The sequence below is a fragment of the Desulfitibacter alkalitolerans DSM 16504 genome (genome assembly GCF_000620305.1).
Taxonomy (GTDB): domain Bacteria; phylum Bacillota; class DSM-16504; order Desulfitibacterales; family Desulfitibacteraceae; genus Desulfitibacter; species Desulfitibacter alkalitolerans.
On sequence record NZ_JHVU01000024.1, the window covers coordinates 104108 to 124675 of the forward strand.

A 20568-nucleotide genomic window follows, 5' to 3' on the forward strand; every position below is an offset into this window, starting at 1 on the left:
ATATCTATGCATAGTATATCTATGTATTATTCTAAGCTATACTCCTTTTTTTAGCAATACTTTTTTTCTTAAAAATAAAAACCTTCCATTGGAAGATTTTTAATATTAGTAGGTTAATTATACGCAATAGTTCCTCACAAGATCTTCAAAACTATCTCGTTTGCGAATCAGCCGATGAGCTCCGCTTTCAGTAATCAATACCTCTGCCGGGCGGAGACGAAAATTATAGTTGGTTGACATAACATGCCCGTAGGCTCCGGCATTCAGAACAGCTAAAATATCACCCTCATGTATTTCCGGCAGGAGTCTTTCCTTGGCCATAATATCACCGGTTTCGCAAATGTTTCCAACAACTGTCACCTGTTTCGCAAGTCCACCAGGCTCTTTTTTGCTGAGAACCTCAACTTCATGGTAGGAATCATACATGGAAGGGCGCACCAGGACATTCATGCCCAGATCTGTACCTATGTAAGTCTTGTCATAATTTTGTTTTATGGAGTAAACCTGGCCCAGCAGGATTCCGCATTCAGCTGCAATGTATCTTCCAGGCTCGATTTTAAATACAACCTCCTTGTTATCATACTCATGAAGAAATTCATTCAATACAGCAGAAAGCTTTTCAGACAGGGCCAGAAGATCAAGACGGTTTTCGCTCTTTTTATAGGGAACTCCAAAGCCTCCGCCAAAATCTATAAATTCAAGACCTGGAAATTGCTTAATGATTTCTAAAAGCCCTTTTACACCATTTATATATTCATCCTCATCTAAAAAAAGGGACCCTATATGCTGATTAATGCCAACTAGCCTCAAGGCATGCTTTTGCAAAATAGTCTTTACTTCATCAACGAACTCTGCCTGGACACCGAATTTTGTGTTCTTTCCTGCTGTAACAACCTTTTCGTGGTGTCCAGCCCCAAAGCCAGGGTTAAAACGTACGGCAACTCGTCCTCCTGCATTGATCTTTCCATAAAGTTCAAGCTGTGAAAGACTGTCAACACTAACTAGAATGTCCCGGTCTATGGCATATTTCATTTCCTCTGCTGATACATTGTTGCCAATATAGAAAATTCTATCTGGTGTAAATCCCGCCAGCTCCTCCACATATATCTCACCAGGAGACATGGCATCAACATTAAGGCCTTCATCCAGAACAATTTTTAAAAGGTGAGGATTGCTGTTTGCCTTGATAGAATAATTAACCTGTAAATTAAGTCCAGGAAGAAGGTTTTTTAGTTCATTACACCTTTTACGTAAAATGGTCTCATCATATACATACAATGGACTGCCGTAGGTTTCAATTAGCTCAAAGGCTGTTTTTTTATCAATAAACATGGTTATTCCTTCCCTTCTCTTTTTAGGCTGATAAGGTCTATTTCATTTCTAAGGGCCTCTTTAAACAGGGTAATTAGGGTTTTGTTTTGAGTAAACAAACATGTTGCCGGATTGCTTTTATCATGCAGATTACCTGTTAATACAAAAGCCGAGTCAGCGATTAAGCGAATTTGAAAGGGCTGTTTATTTGTATAATAGATTTCTGCACCCTTAATACTAAACCCGTCTGAGGTTATAATTACAACCTTCAATCCACGATTAATTGCCGAAGCAAGCTCCTCTTCAATAAGTTCACATTCTTTTGCCGACATGGAAATATACAAGCGCTCCCTGGCATTTTCAACCATATTCTTCATCTTATCAATTATACGCAAATCACCGGAAATGGTGATATAGGCATCAGGGGCAGCAGCACTTGTAGGTGCATTTTCTTTTATGTATGAAAGGATCTTGCCAAAGGCACGCTCCTTATTTCTGCAGTATTCCTGTGGTTCTAGTGGAGAATACCTGATGCTTTCACCGTCAATCTTGTATGCTGCACCCTTTTCCACAAGGCCTTCAAGGGCATTATAGACATTTGATCGTGATATACCGGACAGCTTGGCCGCCTCATACCCGTTTAGTGCCCCCTGGGAAAGCAGGGTAATGTATACCTTTGCTTCATAGTTAGTTAAACCTGTTGCCATTAGGCAGCTTGTTAAATCCATAACACCACCTCAATTTTAGTATTTCTAATTAGTAATACTATATATGCTTGGGTGTTTTTTGTCAATTAAAAAAACGCCCAAGCTATCGGACGTTTCTTACTAAATATTCTATCTTCCACATTATTCAATTTCCACATCTGTGCCTTCGAGGTCTGTTTCTTTTATCCCAAGCTCCTGCATAGCTACATGGGCAGGAATAAAATCCTCTGGTTTGGCCTTTTCTACCCGTTTTTCAGCTTCGATAAACAACCGGTAATTTTCCAGGTTCTCCAGCAGTTCCTCATAAGCTTCGGGGGTTAACAACACACAAGCCGGCGAGTTGTTTTTTAGCACAATTTTAAAACCGGTTTCTTTAAGTTCCTCAAATATTTTGTTGGCTTCCCCTTTATTAAAACGAGAAATAGGTACAAGAGAATTAACCACATCGCTAACAGAAATATTATTAAGCATGATACTAACTCCTTCCATCAACCACATTATTAACATGCTGCCTTATCTTAATAATATTCTATTGTTTATCTATAAATTTATCAATAAATTTGTAGATAAACTTCCTTGCAATAAATCTTCCAATGACTTCAACTCTATGGTTTAACTAATTATATTCTCGATGCCTGTCCCGATGCTGCAAGAGGCAATTACTGCATACCTTTCAAACCGTTTCTTTGCAGTAAAGCCTTTAATTGTGTGGGTAGGTTTACTAAAACTTGAATAATGTATTGCTAAACGTTATACAATAGAATATAATAATTAAAAGGAAAGGTGGTGCTATTATGGCTGCTAAAACAGCAAATGTCCTCGCTCGTGTCGAGCCAGAAATAAAAGAAAAAGCGGAAGCTATTATGGCAAAACTGGGGATTCCGGCTTCCGTTGTTATCAATATGCTCTATAAGCAAATCGTTATGACTAGGAGCATTCCGTTTCCCCTGTCGCTTCCTGCTGCTCCAATGACATGGGATGAAATGGATGTAGACACGTTCAATACAATCATGCAGAATGGTTTGGATGAAGCAAAAGCCGACCATTCTCGTCCTGCTTCTGAGGTGCTTACGGATTTAAGACGGGGATTGTAATTTATGGCAGACAGTACGTATACGGTTAAAATCACCTCGCAGGCAGAGGAACAGTTGGAAGGGCTTAGCTTCGTTTGAAGCTAAGCCCTTCCGTGTTATTTCAAGGCAGACAGTTAAATTACTGCCAGCCTCCGAAATTACCCATGGTTAAAATCTTATACCAAAGGACCAGGCAATAATCTGCCTGGTCCTTTATATTTCTCCTTTTCGTACCTTTTCTATCAAGTCATTTACCTTATCCTTAATTATATCCCTGGTCTGGCGATAGCCTTCAATAGGACCACCAGACGGGTCCTCCAATCCCCAGTCAGTCCTATAGCTGCATGGAATAAAGGGACATTCTACATTGCACCCCATTGTTATGAGTATATCTACTTTGTTAGGAATGTCACTTAGAAGCTTTGGATAGTGACTGCTCATATCCACTCCCGCTTCTTCCATAACCTCTACAGCTAAAGGCTTTACTTCTGGGTATTCTTCAGTTCCAGCAGAATATGCATCTAAAGCATCTGCTCCTAATTTTTTGGCCCAGCCTTCTGCCATCTGGGAACGGCAGGAGTTGTGTACACAGACAAAAGCTACAGTTTTTTTCATTGTTACTAAGCCCTCCCAATATCGAATTTAGTTAAATCTTGTAACAATCTTTTTACTTTATATTCCATCTCATTTTGCATTCAGTCATATTTACCATTAGTATAATAATTTATAGCATGAATAATATACTGCCTCCTATAGCCCCTGTAAGAACTATTATTAATGGCTGCAGTTTCCAGTACTCCAGCATGCCAAAAAGGACTGCCGCAAAAGCAAAATCTAGCGGCCTATTAATTGAACTAGTCCATATAGGATCATACAAGGCTGCCAGCAATAATCCCACTACAGCTGCATTTACTCCAGTTAATGCCCCCTGAACCTTTGGATATTTACGAAGACTGTTCCAGAAAGGCAGTATCCCCAAGATTAATAAAGCTGCTGGGAAAAATACTGCCAGGGTAGCAATTATTGCTCCTGACCAACCTGCCGTTACAGCCCCTAAATAAGAACCGAAAGTGAATAATGGTCCGGGAACAGCCTGGGCAGCCCCATACCCGGCAAGAAACAGCTCCTGGCTAACCCATCCTACAGGTACTACTTCTCTTTCTAAAAGGGGTAGCACCACATGTCCCCCGCCAAAAACCAGGGCACCAGCCCTGTAAAAGCTATCTAACAAGGCCATGGCCTGGAAAGAAAATACCTGTCTTAAAATAGGTAAAACAACCAGTAAACTGAAAAAGAGGGCAATACATACCATGGCAAACCTACGGCTTATGGATAAATTGATACTAGATACATTTGGTATAACTTTATCTTTATAAAGAAAAACTCCTGTTACTGCAGCTGCAAAGATTAAAAAAACCTGGGTAAAAGCTGTATGCCATAAAAGTATTATAATGGCTGTAACAATTGCAATTGTAGCTCTGTCTCTATCCGGGGTCAGCTTTCTACCCATACCAAGGACAGCGTGAGCAACTATTGCTACAGCTACTATCTTTAACCCATAGATGAAACCTGTATTATTTAATTGCAGGCTTTCAAGGAATAGGGCAAAGAAAACTAAAATCAGAAAAGAAGGAAGGGTAAATCCCAACCAGGCAGCAACAGCCCCCATGACCCCTCCCCTCATGGCCCCAATCCCCATGCCCACCTGGCTGCTGGCAGGCCCGGGCAGTACCTGGCATAGAGCCACCAGATCTGCATAACTCTTTTCATCTAACCATTTACGCCTCTCAACATATTCATTATAAAAGTATCCCAGATGGGCTATTGGACCTCCAAAGGATGTAAGGCCAAGTCTTAGCGATACAGTGAAAATCTCTGCAAGCCCATGCAGCCTGGTTGAATTGGCTTTATTCATGGTCATCCCCCATTCCCCATTGCGCGCTTATTATTATCAACTTTCAATATGGTTTATTGTTATTACAGTGCATATGATACTTATGTAATTGATAATACAATTCACAAATTCTTTCAACCTATTGAAAGTTCTACAGAACAGACACTTTTCCTTTGGTATTGTAAAAACTTAACCTGGTCTTAAACTATTCTTAACTTAAGTACTGTTTCTGGCCAGCACAAGGGTAAAATCTACAGTTATCTTCTTAATTTCAGAAGCAATGACTTTATCAAGCCTGTCTTTTGGTACTCCCCAGGATAATGGGGTCATTCTAGTAATCTCTTCCAGCACTTCTCTGGTTACAGCAAATTCATATTTAATTTGCTCCATGTTTATAATGTTAAAGCTGCTGCTAAAATGCTTTATAACCTGCTCATTGGAGTATGCTTCCTTATCAGTTTGATCATAAAAAACACTTCGTAATTCCCCTAGATAATCAGTTCCAGGAACAACCTTAAGCAGCAAACCATTCCTTGCCAGGATTCTTTTGAATTCCTTGTAGTTTGAAGGAGATAGTATATTAAGGATAATATCTATCTTACCATCCTTTATGGGTATTCTGGCAAGGTCAGCCACGCACCAGACTATATGATGGTAGTTTTTAGAAGCTATTTGTATTCCTTCCCTGGATATATCAATACCAATACCCGTTATCTCTTCTGGTGGAAGTTTTCCTGAGTTTTGGAGATCAGCCAGAACCTTTGCCAGGTGGGTTCCCTCTCCACAACCGGCATCTAAAATTTTTATGGACGCAGGCTGAAAACCAGGTATGGCTTCTAAAATTAAACTACTTATCCTTTCTAGTAAGGGATCAAAGAAGCCCCTATCGCAAACCTGCTTTCTAGCTTCCAGCATCTCCTTGTTATATTCATCTTTTCTTGAGCCTGCTAGAAGGTTAACGTAGCCCTTTTTTGCCAGGTCAAAGGAATGGTTATCTGTACAAACCAAACTCCTGGTTTCATTAATTCCCATGTCTTTGCCACATATTGGACATTTAAAAAGGCTGACATTGTCTATAAATTTTTGCTTGCGAAGGAAATTGACCCCCTTGCTTGACATGGGTATCACCTCTTTTTAGCAATTATGATCTTAATATGGGTCTGGCTTCCTTATCCAAGGAACAAAAAATCTGCGCAATTAAAATGGACTAACCAGGGCTGTTCCTTGTCTTTAATGGACTTCCATAAGTCCCTGCTAACTTCCATTTCTATATGCTGCTGCCCCTCTATCCATTTCTGCCCTTGCATTTTTGGATTTTCGTGGAGGTATAAATACAAGATTACTGTATAGGGAGATTCCTTTATACCGGCAAGCCATGCTGGATAAGTATTTTCCATCAGCTTATCAACAATTCGGAGATGGCTTGGCCTCATTCCCACATAAGCAGTATTTTCTGGAACATCCTTATTAACCTTAAATCGGCATTTCCAGTTAACAGCCTCTACCTCATTATTTGCCTTGATTTTAATCTGACTTAAATTACTGCAACCTGTTAAAACGGCTGCAGCATGGGTTTCAGGTTTATAAAATACCTTGTCTCTGGAACCCTGCTCAACGGTTTTTCCTTCTTTAAAGATGACAATCTCCTTGGAAATACGATATGCCTCATCTATATTATGGGTTACAAATATGGAGGCACCTTGATAATTGGAAAGAATTTCTAAAAGTTCGTACTCCATCTCATTTCGCAGCTGGCTATCCAATGCTGAAAAGGGCTCATCTAGTAAAATAATATTTGGCTCAAAGGCTAATACCCTTGCTAGAGCAACCCTTTGCTGCTGACCCCCAGATAATTCATGGGGCAAACTCTTTGCATATCCTTCTAACCTAACCAATTCCAGCATTTCTTTGGTTCTTTGAACTTTATATTTTGCGTCTCTGTTTCTCAAACCAAAGGCAATATTGCCCTCGACAGTCATGTGCTTAAATAGGGCATAGTTTTGAAATACATAACCTGTTTTTCTTTCACTTATGGGAACATTGATACCTTTTTTGGAATCAAAAAAAACACAGTCATCTATTACTATTTTCCCTTCATCTGGTGTCATTAATCCTGCAATACACCGCAAGGTCAGGCTTTTTCCCGAGCCCGAAGCACCTAAAAAACCTAAACTATACTTGTCAGTATGAAAGGAAACATCAAGGTTAAAACCCGGCAATTGTTTTTTTATATCTACAAGTAAGCCCATAATTACCTGCTCCCACGTATTATTCTCTGGCTTTTTTGATTGTTAGTATAATAATTTAAAGCCAAAATAGTCATTAATGATAATATTATTATAATCAAGGTCCAGACTGCCGCTGCAGTTCTATTTCCGCCCTCCACTGCAAAATATATGGCTATGGGAATAGTTTGGGTCTTGTTTGGTATGTTGCCGGCTAACATCAGGGTGGCACCAAATTCGCCCAGGGCCCTGGCAAAGGATAGTATAATACCTGCCAGCAGGCTTGGCCAGGAAAGGGGCAAAAGCACTCGCCAAAAAACCTCCCATTCTGAAGAACCCATTGTCCTTGCAGCATCAAGGACATTTGGGTCAACCTGTTCAAAGGCACCCCTTGCCGTTCTGTACATAAGGGGAAAAGCCACTACTGATGCCGCTATAACTGCAGCGGGCCAGGAAAAGACTATGGTTATATCCACAGCTGCAAGAAGTCTGCCTATGGGCCCAGTACGTCCAAGGAGAACTAATAATATAAACCCAATGACTGTAGGAGGAAGAACCAGGGGAAGTATTAATACTCCATCTAATATTTCCTTTCCCTTCCAGGCAGAAAAAGCCACAAACCTGGCAAATGCCAGGCCCGCAACGATAGCAATGATAGTTGCAACACCAGCCGTTTTTATCGAAATCCACAAAGGCATTAAATCCATTGTCATAATAAACTTTCTCCCAATTGTTTATTTCATCATTATCTTCCATCTGTCAATCTATCAGGACTGAAAAACCATGCCTTGCAAATATCTCCTGGGCCCTAGAAGTGGTAAGAAAATCTAGAAAATTCTGGGCTTGCTCAGCATGCCTGCTGTTTTTAATTACAGCTGCAGGATAGATAATTGGCTCATGAGACCCCTCTGGAGCTTCAGATAGGATGCGAATCTTATCAGCCTGCACAGCATCACTGGCATAAACTATGCCTGCATCCACATTATTGGTTTCGACCCAGGTTAAAACCTGGCGAACATCCTTTCCATAAATAAACTTTGCTTCTATATCCTTTAGTATACCAAAATGCTCAAAAACCTGGGTGGCATATTTGCCGGCAGGAACACTAGCTGGTTCACCTATGGCAATTTTTTTAATTTCATCCTTTACCAGCACTTGAAAATCATCACTTTGAACGACCGAGGCTGCTGGAACAATTAAGACCAGTTTGTTCATGACCAGGTCTATTCGTGTGCCATCCATAATTAAATTCTTTTGCTCAAGGTCATTCATGTACCTGGATGCTGCTGATATGAATACATCAACTGGAGCTCCTTGCTCTATTTGCTGCTGAAGAGAACCAGACCCGGCAAAATTATAGGTGACAGTAATATTCTTATTCTCTTCTGTATATAATTCTTTTATTTCTTCCAGAGCATCTGTCAAGCTTGCAGCAGCAGAAACCAGAAGTTCTACAGTTTCATCCTTATTTTGATTTTGTATACACCCAAATAAAACAAGGTTAGATACTATAAAGCTTATAAGTATTATTATCAAGATCAAGAATTTTTTCATTTCAGACTTCATCCCCCTGAACTTTTCGTTATGTTTATTTGAGTATAACGTTAATTGTTCTTTTTGTAAATCTATTTTTTATATGCTAATTTGTTTATAATATTTGTGAGGTGATAAATGAAACTTGGGGGTGTTATAACATGTACACATATAAGTTCAAATTGTGGTTAGATAAGGAAGGTAAAGTTTTCGGGAAAGGCCCATATGAACTCCTGCAGGGAATTGAAGAAACCGGCTCCTTGATGCAGTCAGCAAAAAAATTAGGCATGTCATACAGTCAAGCCCATGGTTTGCTCAAAAGGATTGAAGAAAAGCTGGGTTTTACACTTATATGTTCCAAAGCTGGCGGAGCACAGGGAGGCGGATCCATACTCACAGATGAAGCTAAAACCCTAATGGCAAAATATAATGCTTTTTATGAAGAAGCAAATGAGATGATAGATATGTTATATAAAAAGCATTTCGAATAAATCTAATTATGATCACTGCCAAAAAGCAGCACTGGAATCAGTTGCAGCTAGATAGCAGAAAAAAGGGGCTCCCCAAAGTTAATTACTCCAAAACTTGAAATAATGCTTTTAGCATTTTCCTTTCTTATCCAATCAGCAAATATAGAAGCTTCCTTGAAATGCACACGGGATATGACTTCAGGGTTGACAAGTATTAGCGAGAATACATTGACCAGTTCCTCATGAACCACCCCATTATTATCTTTGTCACTAATAATGATCATTTTATCCTTAGCATCTGATACTAGAAAAGTTGCATAATCCACAATGGAACATGCATTTTTCCCCACTGCCATTTTTAGAACACCTAAATTGCCCATCAGCCCCGATGTTTCAATATACCAATCTCCTTTAGGCTCAATACCTGCAGCTCTCCAGATTTCTAATTCCTTCAAATGGGTTCCAGATAAATCATTTCTGCTGACAAAGGGAACAGCACTCTTTGCAATTTGTTTAAATACTTCCACTGGGGATATGTTCTGGATTGCTTTTGGGCCTACTATTACATAATTATTGGCCATAACTGGTATTTTTTTTAAGCCATAGCCTTGTGCTATAAACTCTTCTTCCAGCTCTGGTGCATGGGTAAGAACCATATCTGCTCGACCTTCTTTAGCCAGCTCAAGGGCACGGCCACTACCAAGGGCAATATGCCTTAAAACGATTCCTGTATCTTGAAAAAATGCCTGCTCAAGTACATCTAAAAGACCAGTTTCAACAGGTTCAATGGTACTTGCAATAATAAGCTGCTTGTTTAACGATGCAGATGCCGAGTCTTTTTTGTCAGTGTCACTTTCTTGTGACTGTTTATTCAGAAAGCTCTGAAGCTGGCTGTCCACCTCATTTTTAAAGCCTTTATAATTAGCCAGAAGGTTTTTTCCTTCACTTGTTAAAAACGTCCCGCCCCCCGTGCTGCCCCCTACTTTCTTTTCAACCAGTTTAATCCCCATGGTCTCCTCGGCATCTCTTATTAAACCCCAGGAATACCTATAGGAAAGCCCCGTTATGGCAGCTGCCCTGCTTATGGAACCATATAACATTATGTTATCCAGAATGGAAAAAAGGTGGGTTCCTGACAATGACTTTTCTTCCCCCAGCTCAACGGAAACCCGTAAATTAGGCATGGACTTTCTTTTCACACTTATCACTCCCGAACTATTAAGTAATTCCATAGATTTATTATAATTATAAACCAAAATAGTGAAAAAGAAAAAGAAGGCAACATAAAGTTACCTTCAACAAGTATATTGGCTGGCTGTGCCAATTATAATAATCAAGAAGTCTCAATAAGATGTATATTCTTGGGATTAATGCTGACTGTTAATCTGTCATTGTTTTTTAGATTTAACTCAATAAACTGCTGCTTGCTGATAACAACACTTAGTTCAAATCCACAGTCCAACAGTACCTTATACTGAAACCCATGGGGGGATATTCTTTTTACATATCCCTTCAGCTTGTTTTCCAGTTCTGCTCCCAACCCAATATCATCTGATCTAATAAAAGCCTTAAGCCTTTGACCTGAAGTGAAATTTTTGGGCTCAGCTGTATGAACTACCAGATTAGTATAGGATTTATTTAGTCTAATGCCATATTTATTCGGCGAATACCTTTCTGAGATGGTAATCTCATACTGGTTATCAGCCCCTACCAGGCTTGCTACCACTTCATTAACAGGTCTATAGAAAATATCTTCAAGTGGCCCCTGTTGAACAATCTCCCCCTCTGACATTACATAAACTTTGTCTGCCATGAAGGGAATCTCAGAAAAATCATGTGTAATGAATATGCTTGTTATACTTGAGTGTCTTATAAGCAGGTTCATTTCCTCCAACAGCTGTGCCTTTGTTGGTGCATCTAATGCAGTAAATGGTTCATCTAAAAACAAAATTTTTGGTTCTAATGCCAGGGCCCTGGCTATACTGGTTCTTTGGGCTTCTCCTCCAGACAAATTCTTGGGATATCTGCTTTTCAAATGGGATATGTTTAACCTGTCCAGCCAGTAATCAACCCGTTCTTTAATGTTAATATTCGCCTTTCTAAGCTTTAAACCATATGCAACATTGTCATAGACATTCATATTTAAGAGCAGGGGTTCTTGAAATACTACTGCCATCTCTCTTCTTTTGCCTATAATTGAACTGTTACGGCTTATTCCTTGAAAAACTATTTCTCCCGCTGAAGGTTTTTGTAAATATGCAAGAAGTTTAATCAGGCTGCTCTTGCCGCTGCCATTTGGTCCGATTAATGCAACATGTTCTTCAGGGCAGATCTGAAATTTATTGACTTTTACTATGGTTTTGCTATTAACTTTCCACAAAAGGTTTCTTGCTTCTAAAATAGGTGCACCCATTATTTTCTCTCCTGCTGTTGAATTAATGTTAGTGCCAGGGTTATAAAATAAGCTACAGCCATGAGTATAATGGTTAAAGCAATACCTTTTCCGAAATTACCCTTGGCCACTTCAAGAACAGTAGCTGTAGTGAGTACCCTTGTTAAGCCCTGTATATTTCCTCCAACCATCATGGATGCCCCTACTTCCGAAATAGCTGCCCCAAAGCCAGCTATAACAGCGGCTAGCAGGGGAAGTCTTGTTTCTCGAATAATTGCCCAGAGATATTGTATTCTAGATGCTCCCAGGGACCAGATCTGCAGGTGGAGCTTGGGATTTAGCTGCTGTACACCTGCAATTGTAAAGCCTGTGACCATGGGAAAAGCAATAATAAACTGGGCAATTATCAAGGCATAGGGGGTATACACTAACTTTAAATGGCCTAATGGCCCGGTTCTCCAAAGAAATATGGTAACCCATAGACCAATTGCCACGGGAGGAAGGGCCATTCCAGTATTGATGATACTAATCAATAAGCGTTTCCCAGGAAAATCATTTAATGCCAACCATAGGCCTGATGGCACTCCAACTATCAAGGCAAGCAAGGTAGCTGTAGTTGAAATCTGTAGAGTTCTAAAGGTTATGCCAAATATTTCTACATCAAAGGTTAAGAACAGCCAAATTGCCTCTTTAATGCCATCTATGATTAAATCCAATTCTTAAACCACCTATCTGATAATTTCCTTCACTCTCACCTATAATAGCTCTATCTCTATCAATACTTTAGGCCATATTCAGCAGGATCCCTGTGAGCATCGGGGAAAAATAAGGGAGAACCAAACTTGTCTACACCAAACTCACCAATTATTTTTTGCGTCTCCTCTGATATCATAAATTCTACAAAAGCCGCAGCCCCTTCTGGGTTTATAAGTTCATTTTTTTCTGGATTGACCTGCGCCACGTGATAAATATTAAGAAGAGCCGACTCTCCCTCAACAAGGATTTCTAGATGAAGGTTTTGCTTTAATGCCAGGTATGTCCCTCTATCTGTAAGACTATACCCATCCTTTTCTGATGCCACATTTAAGGTCTGCCCCATACCACTGCCTGTTTCAATATACCAGCTGCCCCCTGGTTCAATACCAGCTTTCTTCCATATGGATAGCTCTTTTTTATGGGTTCCAGAATCATCACCCCTGGAAACAAAAAGGCTCTCTGATGCAGCTATTTTTGCAAATGCATCGGCAGACTTTTCCATGCCCCTAATACCAGCTGGGTCAGCACCTGGCCCTACTACTACAAAGTCGTTGTGCATTACCATTCTATAATTAAGTATATCACCAGCTTCAAGTAATTCCAACTCTGCTGAAGGAGCATGTGTTAATAACACATCTGCTTCACCTCTTTTGCCCATTTCTAAAGCCTGACCGGTGCCTACTGCAATTGTTTTAACTATATAGCCATGCTTTTCTTCAAAAATGGGTATCAGCACATCTAGAAGGCCGCTATCCTGTGTACTGGTTGTCGTGGCCAGGATTATTTCCCCTGGAGTTGTTGTATTGTTTTCTGTATTGCTATTGTTATTGATGCAAGCAGTAAGGGTTAACAGTGTCATGACAATTAATAATGATATGAGTATTTTTTTCATAAAGTACCTCCAAATATTAAAAATGTAGTTTTACTTTAGTAAACATGTAAAATTAAATCCTAATAATACTTTTTTAAAAACAACACCTCCCTTCATGTTAACATGTGAAAGGAGGTATTATATCATTCATTTATACAGCTTCTCTCCTTTCCACCATGGGAGGCAAGCAGGTTTCCCCAGCCTGCCCTACGACTAAATATTCCTGCCAATTGGATTAGAATATTTAGTTCGGAGATATTTAGTTTTCGTTATGCACGTATATACATATTCGGCAATTGTTCTTTATTTCCTTCTTATTTGTAAATTTTTAAAGGTTAATTAAAACCTTTCATAATGAACTTTATCAAAAGGTAATTTGGAAGCATGGTGAGCCTCTTTGTCCTCACCCTTATAGCCAATACCAATTATACATTCAACTTTATACTTATCAGGTATTCCAAGAACCTCCCTGATATAATCCTCTGCTTTTTTGCTATCCGAGTGCATTCTTTCCCTCACCTGCACCCAGCACGAGCCAAGTCCTAGAGAGTGGGCGGTAAGCTGGATAATAATTGCGGCAATGGAAGTATCCTCTACCCAAACATCACAGACTTCTGGATCAGCTATGACTACTATGCCCAGGGGAGCCCCTTCTAGAAATTGTGAGCTGTGCTCTCTACACCTGGACAATTTTTTAAGGAGTTCCTTATCAGTCACAACAATAAACTCCCATGGCTTCCTGTTCCTGGAGGATGGGGATAATAAAGCACCCTTTAAAATGGCATCAACCTTTTCCTTTTCAATATTTTTATCCAGAAATTTTCTTATGCTTCTCCTAGTTAATAATAAATCCAGCATTTTTTACTCATTCCCTTCATTATTATATTTTTTAAACCAAAATATATAATCCTAAACTTCTGTTGTTTATATCCAATTCTTAGGATAGAACAACACAAAAACTGTGAATATCTCTAATCGTCCTATTAACATTAAAAATACAAGAAAATACTTGCCCATAACAGGTATATCTGCATAGTTCATGGCGGGACCGACTATTCCCAAGCCTGGTCCAATAACCCCAATACATGCAAGAACAGAGGTCAGGGCACTTTCTAAATCCAGACCAAAGCTTGACATGACAATAGTGCTGATTCCAACAATACTTATATATGCAAAAAAGAAAATAAAAGTATTAATTACTATTTTGTCATCTACTGAGTTATTGTTTATCTTCAAGCTTCTCACTAATCTAGGGTGAATGGAACGAACTAGTTCTGATAGTGTGTATTTAATTAGTATTAAAAACCGACCGATTTTTATACCGCCAGCTGTAGAACCCAGGCTGCCCCCAATAAATAGCAAAATAAACATTACATTTCTTGCAAGATTTGGCCACACATCATAATCTACAGTTGCAAAACCCGTAGTAGTCAAAATAGAAACCACCTGAAAAAGTGCTGTAATAGGAAGTATGCCCTGACCCTCTGGCATATTTAAATAAAGGCTTATACTTACAAGCACTGTAGCTATAATAACAATCTTAAAGTACAGCATGAACTCTTCATTATGCAGGAAAACCTTTAATGTCTTATTTTTCAATACTAAATAGTATAAGGCAAAGTTGGTGCCTCCTAAAAACATAAACAGTATAATGATTAACTGAATAAATGCATTATCCAGATAAAACCCAATACTGGCATTTTTTGTAGAAAAACCACCAGTAGCGATAGTAGTAAAGGTATGTGACATGGCATCATAAAAGGTCATACCTGCAATAGCTAAGAGTATTATTTGCATTAAAGTAAAAATCATATAAAATTTCCATAGGTTCTTGGCAGTATCACTTATCCTGGGAGTTAGCTTTTCCAAAACGGGACCTGGGGCTTCAGCATTAAAAATTCTATTAGCACCTGGTCCAAAGCGGGCTACCAGGGCGACAAATAATACTATTATTCCCATGCCTCCCAGCCACTGGGTCAAAGAACGCCACATGAGTATGCCTTCAGGCATTGCTTCGACATCTTTTAAAATACTAGCGCCAGTAGTGGTAAATCCAGACATTGTTTCAAATAGAGCATCAGTAAAATTCATTGTTCCAGAGAACAAATAAGGTAATGTCCCAAATAAGACAACTGCTAACCAGGCACATGTTACTATCAAGTAACCCTCTATGTAACGCAAGTGAGTATTCTCTAATGGAAATAGGATATATATTATTATACCGCTGCCAATGGTAATAACCATGGAATATACAACAGCCGGCCAGCTGCCATCATTAAAGTATAACGCCCAAATTAAGGGAATTGTCATGGACAGGCCAACGACTATTAAAAGCCTGGACAATGAAGCCAGAACCATTTTCCATCTCATCTTTAAAACCTCCAAACCTATATATCTTTTTATTTTACACTTTTGTATGTACTTGTGCAAAAAAATTTAAAGAAATACTCCTCAACATCCATTATCAAGAAGCATTTCTTTTAAAAATATAACACCACATATTCATCTAAAAACTATAATAACCTCCTAGATATAAATATCCATAAAAATATCTATAATTATGGATATTACCAAAAAAACATTGTAACCCTTTGACATTTTAATTGCCGGCTTCATCAGTTATCTGGTCTAATAAGTGGCTTATACCTACAACCCTCTCAACCTCTAAAACAAAGGCAATGCCCTTCCCAGGCTTGTTTAAATCTGTTGCTTCAACAATAGCACTTAAGACCTTTTCACATATTTCCCTTTTGATTAATGTTAGGACTATTTCTTTTTCTGGCTCGATTGTGATGCCAAAGAGCTTGGCATGCTCATGGATCCCAGTCCCTCTTCCGCAAAGGAGAGTGCCTCCCTCAGCTCCGGCTTTTTTTGAAGCTTCTACCACGTTTTTAGAGTTTCCCTTGTTCACAATTGTGATAATTAAATCATGCTTTATATGATCCACACCAGTAACCTCCCTATGGGTTTTACCTGACATATGCATACAGCCGGCAAGCTTTTTTACATCAATGACAAAAGCAATTCCATTGCCTGGTTTATTGAGTTTACTAGCTGTAATTATTGCATCCAGGACTTTGTCCAAGATTTCTTCAACGGTAAGGGTAAGCACTATCTCCTTTTCCGGTTCTACATCAATGAAAAACAGCATCTTGGCTTCATGAATGCCTGTGCCAGTTCCCATAATTATTGTAGCCCCTTTAGCTCCCGCTTCCTTAGAGGCTTTAACTATCTTTTTGGCTGTTCCCTTTTTTACGATTGTCATTATTAACTTCTGTTTCAAGTTCACATTCTCGTTCAATTTCTTTCTCCTTTCTACCATACAGTATACCTAGTATTAATACAGATAATATAGGGGAGAGGGCTACTAAACTAATCATGCCAAAACCATCCAGCAGTGGATCTCGCCCTTCAACAGCTGAAGCCACTCCAAGGGCCATAGCTAAAACAAAAGTAACAGTCATGGGCCCTGTAGCTACTCCCCCAGAATCAAAGGCTATGGCAACAAAGGTTTGGGTTGAAAACCTGATTAGAATAAGGGCAATTAAGTATCCTGGCACTAAAAAGTACCAAAGAGGAATACCATATATTATTCTTCCCATGGATAGAGCTATGGAAACTGCTACCCCAATGGATAGAGTGTAAAGCATTAGCTGTTGGGGAATGTATCCACTAGATACTTTTTCCACCTCATAGTTTAAAATGCGAACTGCCGGTTCAGCAAAGGTGGCCACAAAGCCCAGTACAAATCCTATGACAATTAGTATCCATTTATTTGGTAGGTTTCCTAGAACACTGCCCATTTGCTCACCTACGGGCAGAAAGCCTATATGAACACCTTGAAGAAATAAGGCTAAACCTATAAAAGTAAGCACTACACCAACAGCCAGATTAATTAGCTTCTGTTTTGATAGCTTTAAGTAAAAGATTTGAAAAAACACAAATAAGATTAATAACGGTATAAGGGCAAAGGCAACTTCAATCAACATATGACTAAATCCATAAAAGATCTTTATATCTCTCAACCAAATATCACCCCCAGCAGCATCACTGCCAATACTGGTCCGATTGACGCTAGAGCAACTAAACCAAATCCATCTGCAGAAGCGGATTGGCCCCCTAGAACCCTGGCAACTCCAACTCCTAGAGCAAGTATAAAGGGAACAGTCATTGGCCCTGTAGTTACCCCACCTGCATCAAAGGATATTGGTATGAAATGAGGAGGAGTAAAGGCAGCCAGTATAAATATTGATCCATATCCTATAACTAGTATATAGTTGATAGGTATATTTAAAATAATTCTCAGCATGGCCAATCCCACAAATATTGCTACACCCAAGGCAACCACAAAAATAAGCAGGTTTTTAGAAATTTCTCCTTGAGAAACAAGATCTATCTGTGTGGCCAATACTCTTACATCTGGCTCAGCCACCGTTACAACAAATCCCATTAAAAAACCAAAAAGTACAACCAGGTAAGCCTTGCCTGTATTGGGTAAAGCCGAACCTATCATTTCACCAATAGGCAGTAATCCAATATGCACCCCTACAAAAAACAATATTAAACCTACCGTGACCATAACGAGCCCTACTAAAAACTGCAGGAAAATCTCCATGGGCAACCAGATTAAAGTAAACTGCAGTATGAATACCACTACAGCAACAGGCAGCACAGCAAATATAACTTCATGTATTGTATCCTTAATGCTCTGCATATATATCTCTCCAAAATAATTATTTGCAATTTGGGTAAGATACAAAAACCACAAAATATATGATTGTGGTTTTGTTTCTTAAGCTAATACTATAGACTATATAATTATAACATAAAATCAAGAAACCCTTAAATGTTTTTAATGCACATAAATTCTTTAACATTTTCACAGGTCATGCCGCTTTTCTTGTATTCTTTAAGTTTATCAATATCTCTTTGAAGCTGTCCATCCTTTCCTAGCTCCTTATTTAGTAATTGTTTGAGGAATGGATATGTTTCTAAAGTGTTTTTGTTAATTTTATAGAAGACCCATTGTGCCTTTTTTTCATTAGTTATAATCTTTAACATCCAAAGTTTATTTAAATGTCTAGATGCATTTGATTGATTTATTTCCAGAAGGTATTCCAATTCGCATACACATAGCTTTTCCTGATTTAGTAAATTCAGTATTCTTAATCTTGTTTCGTCTGCTAATGCTTTTATGATCTGCACTAATTCCAAGTTTATTCACCTCCATAGCCAGCCCTTTTCCTTGGGAACCAATGCTTGGTCTTTAAGCAGATTCTTACTAACATAAGCATTACTGGAACCTCTATCAGCACGCCTACAACAGTTGCTAATGATGCACCAGATGCAATGCCAAAGAGGGTTGCTGCTGTTGCAATGGCTACTTCGAAATGGTTACTGGCACCAATCATGGCAGAAGGGGCAGCGTCCTCATATGTTAGTTTTAGCATTTTGGCAGCGCCATACGCTAAAAAGAATATGAAGAAGGTTTGGATTGTAAGGGGTACTGCAATCATTAATATAACTAGAGGCTGACTTAGTATTACCGACCCCTGCAGCATGAATAAAGTAATTAGTGTTAAAAGCAGTGCAGTCATGGAGACCTTGCCAGTATACTTTAGGAAAATACTTTCATACCATTCTATCCCCCTGGACTTGATTAATTGGGTTCTTGTAAAATAACCAGCAATTAAGGCTATACCTACATAGAAAAGGATGGATAACGCCAAGGTAACAAAGGGAATAACTATATCACTTATTCCCAATAGAAAGCTACCAAGGGGTGCGAATAAAAACAGCATTGTTAAAGAGTTTACCGCTACCATCACAAGGGTATGACCCATATTAGCTCTAGCCAGGTAACTCCATACAAGAACCATTGCTGTACATGGCGCAATTCCAAGGAGAATCATGCCAGCCATATATTCATCAGCCATATTTTCTGGAATAAAGGGAGCAAATATAACCCTCATAAACAGCCATGCAAAAAACACCATGGTAAAGGGCTTAATTGCCCAGTTAATTACTAAAGTTAAGGCTACTGGTTTTGGGGTTTTTCCTGCTTCAATTACCTGTCTAAAATCAATTTGCACCATGATAGGATACATCATAAAAAATAATAGTATTGCAATTGGAATGTTAACCTGTTCAATAGATAAACTATTAATTACCTCAGCCGCTCCAGGAAATAGTGCACCCAGGCCTATTCCTATAGCCATACATAGTATTACCCACAAAGTCAAATACCTTTCAAAAAATCCTAGTTCCCTGGCTTTTTCACCTACCGATTGTGTACTCATAATCATAGCCCTCCATTTTTGCTAATATGTGTATATGAATCTATAATCATATAGTAATTTGCATTTTCCCATTTGTCAATTTTTTTATTATATATTAGCTTATATAAATAGACCAAAACTTTGAAAAATCTTCATTTGATTTTTGGAGAGAAAGTGATAAGCTTAAAGTAATAGTAATTATCGTTACTAATCAATGCTGTGACATAAAGGAGGCAATTTTTGTGAAAGGTAAAGGAATTCTAGTTATCCTTATGGTTTTATTAGCAGGAATAATATTAATTGGTTGTACATCTTCAAACAACTCCAGTGACCTTGAAGCACAGTTACAGGAAAAAACAGCCTTAATTAACCAGTTAACAGCCGAAAATGAAGCATTATCAGCTGAAGTGGCAGAACTACAATTGATACTAACTTCTCAACAGCAGAATTCTCTTTTGATGACCGCCTTGACTGTAGTGGGATTGTTGGAAAATCAAGACATGGAAGGCCTGGCTTCCTATATCCATCCTGTGGAGGGAGTGCGTTTTTCACCCTACACATACGTGGATTTACAAGCTGATCTAGTATTTAGTGCCCAGCAAATTGAAACCTTACTGCAGAGTACCCAGACTTATAATTGGGGGAGCTTTGATGGCACAGGGGACCCTATAGTTTTTACTTTTAGCGATTACTATGATAGATTTATTTATGATCAGGACTTTGCAAATCCCCATCTGATTGGTAATAATGTAGAAATTGGCACTAGCAGTATGATTAATAATATTATACAAGCCTATCCAAATGGAATGTTTGTAGAATTTCATTTTACAGGGTTTGATCCTCAATACATGGGAATGGACTGGAGAAGCTTAAGGTTAGTTTTTGAAGATGTAAATGGTTCCTGGCATCTAGTGGGCATAGTCCATGATGAATGGACCACTTGATAAACTTCTTTTACACTCAAGGACTAGCTATGGAAGCTAATTTACTAAACCAATAAAAACCAAGGAAAACAAATAAGTAAAAAAGGAAAGGGCTGTGAGTGTAAAGTGCTGCAG

Annotated in this window: 23 protein-coding genes and 1 riboswitch; of the genes, 3 read left to right on the forward strand and 20 right to left on the reverse strand. The window is 38.8% G+C overall.

Going from position 1 to position 20568, the window contains the following annotated elements; genetic code table 11:
- Positions 1-117: 117 nt before the first annotated feature.
- The 3 genes from lysA to K364_RS0102815 all read right to left on the reverse strand — a co-directional run bounded on the left by lysA (position 118) and on the right by K364_RS0102815 (position 2489).
- Positions 118-1332 carry a diaminopimelate decarboxylase gene (gene lysA / locus K364_RS0102805; RefSeq protein ID WP_035267663.1) on the reverse strand — a complete coding sequence of 405 codons (1215 nt, stop codon included), beginning with the start codon at positions 1330-1332 and terminating at the stop codon, positions 118-120.
- A 2-nt stretch (positions 1333-1334) separates the two neighbouring features.
- Positions 1335-2039, reverse strand: a complete 705-nt coding sequence (locus K364_RS0102810; RefSeq protein ID WP_028306756.1) for a TrmB family transcriptional regulator — start codon at positions 2037-2039, stop codon at positions 1335-1337.
- A 120-nt stretch (positions 2040-2159) separates the two neighbouring features.
- Positions 2160-2489 carry a hypothetical protein gene (locus K364_RS0102815; protein ID WP_028306757.1) on the reverse strand — a complete coding sequence of 110 codons (330 nt, stop codon included), beginning with the start codon at positions 2487-2489 and terminating at the stop codon, positions 2160-2162.
- 323 nt (positions 2490-2812) lie between these two features.
- Between K364_RS0102815 and K364_RS0102820 the strand changes: the two genes are divergently transcribed.
- A complete protein-coding gene (locus tag K364_RS0102820) occupies positions 2813-3112 on the forward strand; it encodes a type II toxin-antitoxin system RelB/DinJ family antitoxin (RefSeq protein ID WP_028306758.1) in 300 nt (99 codons plus the stop codon).
- Positions 3113-3304: 192 nt separating this feature from the next.
- Here K364_RS0102820 and K364_RS0102825 read toward each other — a convergent pair whose 3' ends face one another.
- The 6 genes from K364_RS0102825 to modA all read right to left on the reverse strand — a co-directional run bounded on the left by K364_RS0102825 (position 3305) and on the right by modA (position 8764).
- The gene (locus K364_RS0102825; protein ID WP_028306759.1) at positions 3305-3706 is read right to left on the reverse strand and encodes an arsenate reductase ArsC; all 402 of its coding nucleotides are present in this window, start codon (positions 3704-3706) and stop codon (positions 3305-3307) included.
- Between the two features lie 109 nt (positions 3707-3815).
- Positions 3816-5012, reverse strand: coding sequence for a chromate transporter (locus K364_RS0102830; protein ID WP_035267665.1), 1197 nt, complete (start codon positions 5010-5012; stop codon positions 3816-3818).
- Positions 5013-5201: 189 nt separating this feature from the next.
- Complete coding sequence (locus K364_RS0102835) at positions 5202-6104, reverse strand: putative RNA methyltransferase (RefSeq protein WP_028306761.1); 903 nt, start codon at positions 6102-6104, stop codon at positions 5202-5204.
- Positions 6105-6154: 50 nt separating this feature from the next.
- Positions 6155-7234 carry a sulfate/molybdate ABC transporter ATP-binding protein gene (locus K364_RS0102840; RefSeq protein ID WP_028306762.1) on the reverse strand — a complete coding sequence of 360 codons (1080 nt, stop codon included), beginning with the start codon at positions 7232-7234 and terminating at the stop codon, positions 6155-6157.
- 2 nt (positions 7235-7236) lie between these two features.
- Complete coding sequence (gene modB, locus K364_RS0102845; protein ID WP_028306763.1) at positions 7237-7923, reverse strand: molybdate ABC transporter permease subunit; 687 nt, start codon at positions 7921-7923, stop codon at positions 7237-7239.
- Between the two features lie 46 nt (positions 7924-7969).
- Entirely contained in the window at positions 7970-8764 is a 795-nt protein-coding gene (gene modA / locus K364_RS0102850) for a molybdate ABC transporter substrate-binding protein (protein WP_028306764.1), read from the reverse strand.
- A gap of 140 nt (positions 8765-8904) precedes the next feature.
- Between modA and K364_RS0102855 the strand changes: the two genes are divergently transcribed.
- Positions 8905-9234: a winged helix-turn-helix domain-containing protein gene (locus K364_RS0102855; protein ID WP_028306765.1), complete on the forward strand. Its 330-nt coding sequence runs from the start codon at positions 8905-8907 to the stop codon at positions 9232-9234.
- Between the two features lie 47 nt (positions 9235-9281).
- On the opposite strand, the gene K364_RS22635 is transcribed toward K364_RS0102855, so the two are convergent.
- The 11 genes from K364_RS22635 to arsB form a co-directional block, all read right to left on the reverse strand.
- The gene (locus K364_RS22635; protein ID WP_051533767.1) at positions 9282-10412 is read right to left on the reverse strand and encodes a substrate-binding domain-containing protein; all 1131 of its coding nucleotides are present in this window, start codon (positions 10410-10412) and stop codon (positions 9282-9284) included.
- Between the two features lie 134 nt (positions 10413-10546).
- Positions 10547-11626, reverse strand: a complete 1080-nt coding sequence (locus K364_RS22640; protein ID WP_084295459.1) for an ABC transporter ATP-binding protein — start codon at positions 11624-11626, stop codon at positions 10547-10549.
- Positions 11626-12321: an ABC transporter permease gene (locus tag K364_RS0102870; protein ID WP_028306766.1), complete on the reverse strand. Its 696-nt coding sequence runs from the start codon at positions 12319-12321 to the stop codon at positions 11626-11628. Before K364_RS0102870 ends, K364_RS22640 begins: the two co-directional genes overlap by 1 nt.
- 59 nt (positions 12322-12380) lie before the next feature.
- On the reverse strand, positions 12381-13253 hold the full coding sequence (locus K364_RS0102875; RefSeq protein WP_028306767.1) for an ABC transporter substrate-binding protein: 873 nt from the start codon (positions 13251-13253) through the stop codon (positions 12381-12383).
- 127 nt (positions 13254-13380) lie between these two features.
- Positions 13381-13499, reverse strand: a riboswitch (molybdenum cofactor riboswitch).
- A gap of 72 nt (positions 13500-13571) precedes the next feature.
- Positions 13572-14090 carry a nitroreductase family protein gene (locus K364_RS0102880; protein WP_028306768.1) on the reverse strand — a complete coding sequence of 173 codons (519 nt, stop codon included), beginning with the start codon at positions 14088-14090 and terminating at the stop codon, positions 13572-13574.
- Positions 14091-14156: 66 nt separating this feature from the next.
- Positions 14157-15602: a TrkH family potassium uptake protein gene (locus K364_RS0102885; protein WP_028306769.1), complete on the reverse strand. Its 1446-nt coding sequence runs from the start codon at positions 15600-15602 to the stop codon at positions 14157-14159.
- A gap of 229 nt (positions 15603-15831) precedes the next feature.
- Positions 15832-16497, reverse strand: coding sequence for a P-II family nitrogen regulator (locus tag K364_RS0102890; protein ID WP_035267671.1), 666 nt, complete (start codon positions 16495-16497; stop codon positions 15832-15834).
- Positions 16457-17257: a DUF1538 domain-containing protein gene (locus K364_RS0102895; protein WP_028306771.1), complete on the reverse strand. Its 801-nt coding sequence runs from the start codon at positions 17255-17257 to the stop codon at positions 16457-16459. The genes K364_RS0102890 and K364_RS0102895 overlap by 41 nt, the downstream gene beginning before the upstream one ends.
- A complete protein-coding gene (locus tag K364_RS0102900; RefSeq protein ID WP_028306772.1) occupies positions 17254-17946 on the reverse strand; it encodes a DUF1538 domain-containing protein in 693 nt (230 codons plus the stop codon). Before K364_RS0102900 ends, K364_RS0102895 begins: the two co-directional genes overlap by 4 nt.
- A 128-nt stretch (positions 17947-18074) precedes the next feature.
- Positions 18075-18446 (reverse strand): ArsR/SmtB family transcription factor, encoded by a 372-nt coding sequence (locus K364_RS0102905; RefSeq protein ID WP_028306773.1) that lies wholly within the window; start codon positions 18444-18446, stop codon positions 18075-18077.
- Positions 18447-18448: 2 nt separating this feature from the next.
- A complete protein-coding gene (gene arsB / locus K364_RS0102910; protein ID WP_028306774.1) occupies positions 18449-19531 on the reverse strand; it encodes an ACR3 family arsenite efflux transporter in 1083 nt (360 codons plus the stop codon).
- Positions 19532-19752: 221 nt separating this feature from the next.
- Between arsB and K364_RS0102915 the strand changes: the two genes are divergently transcribed.
- Positions 19753-20454 (forward strand): FtsB family cell division protein, encoded by a 702-nt coding sequence (locus K364_RS0102915; RefSeq protein WP_028306775.1) that lies wholly within the window; start codon positions 19753-19755, stop codon positions 20452-20454.
- The last annotated feature ends 114 nt before the right edge of the window (positions 20455-20568 follow it).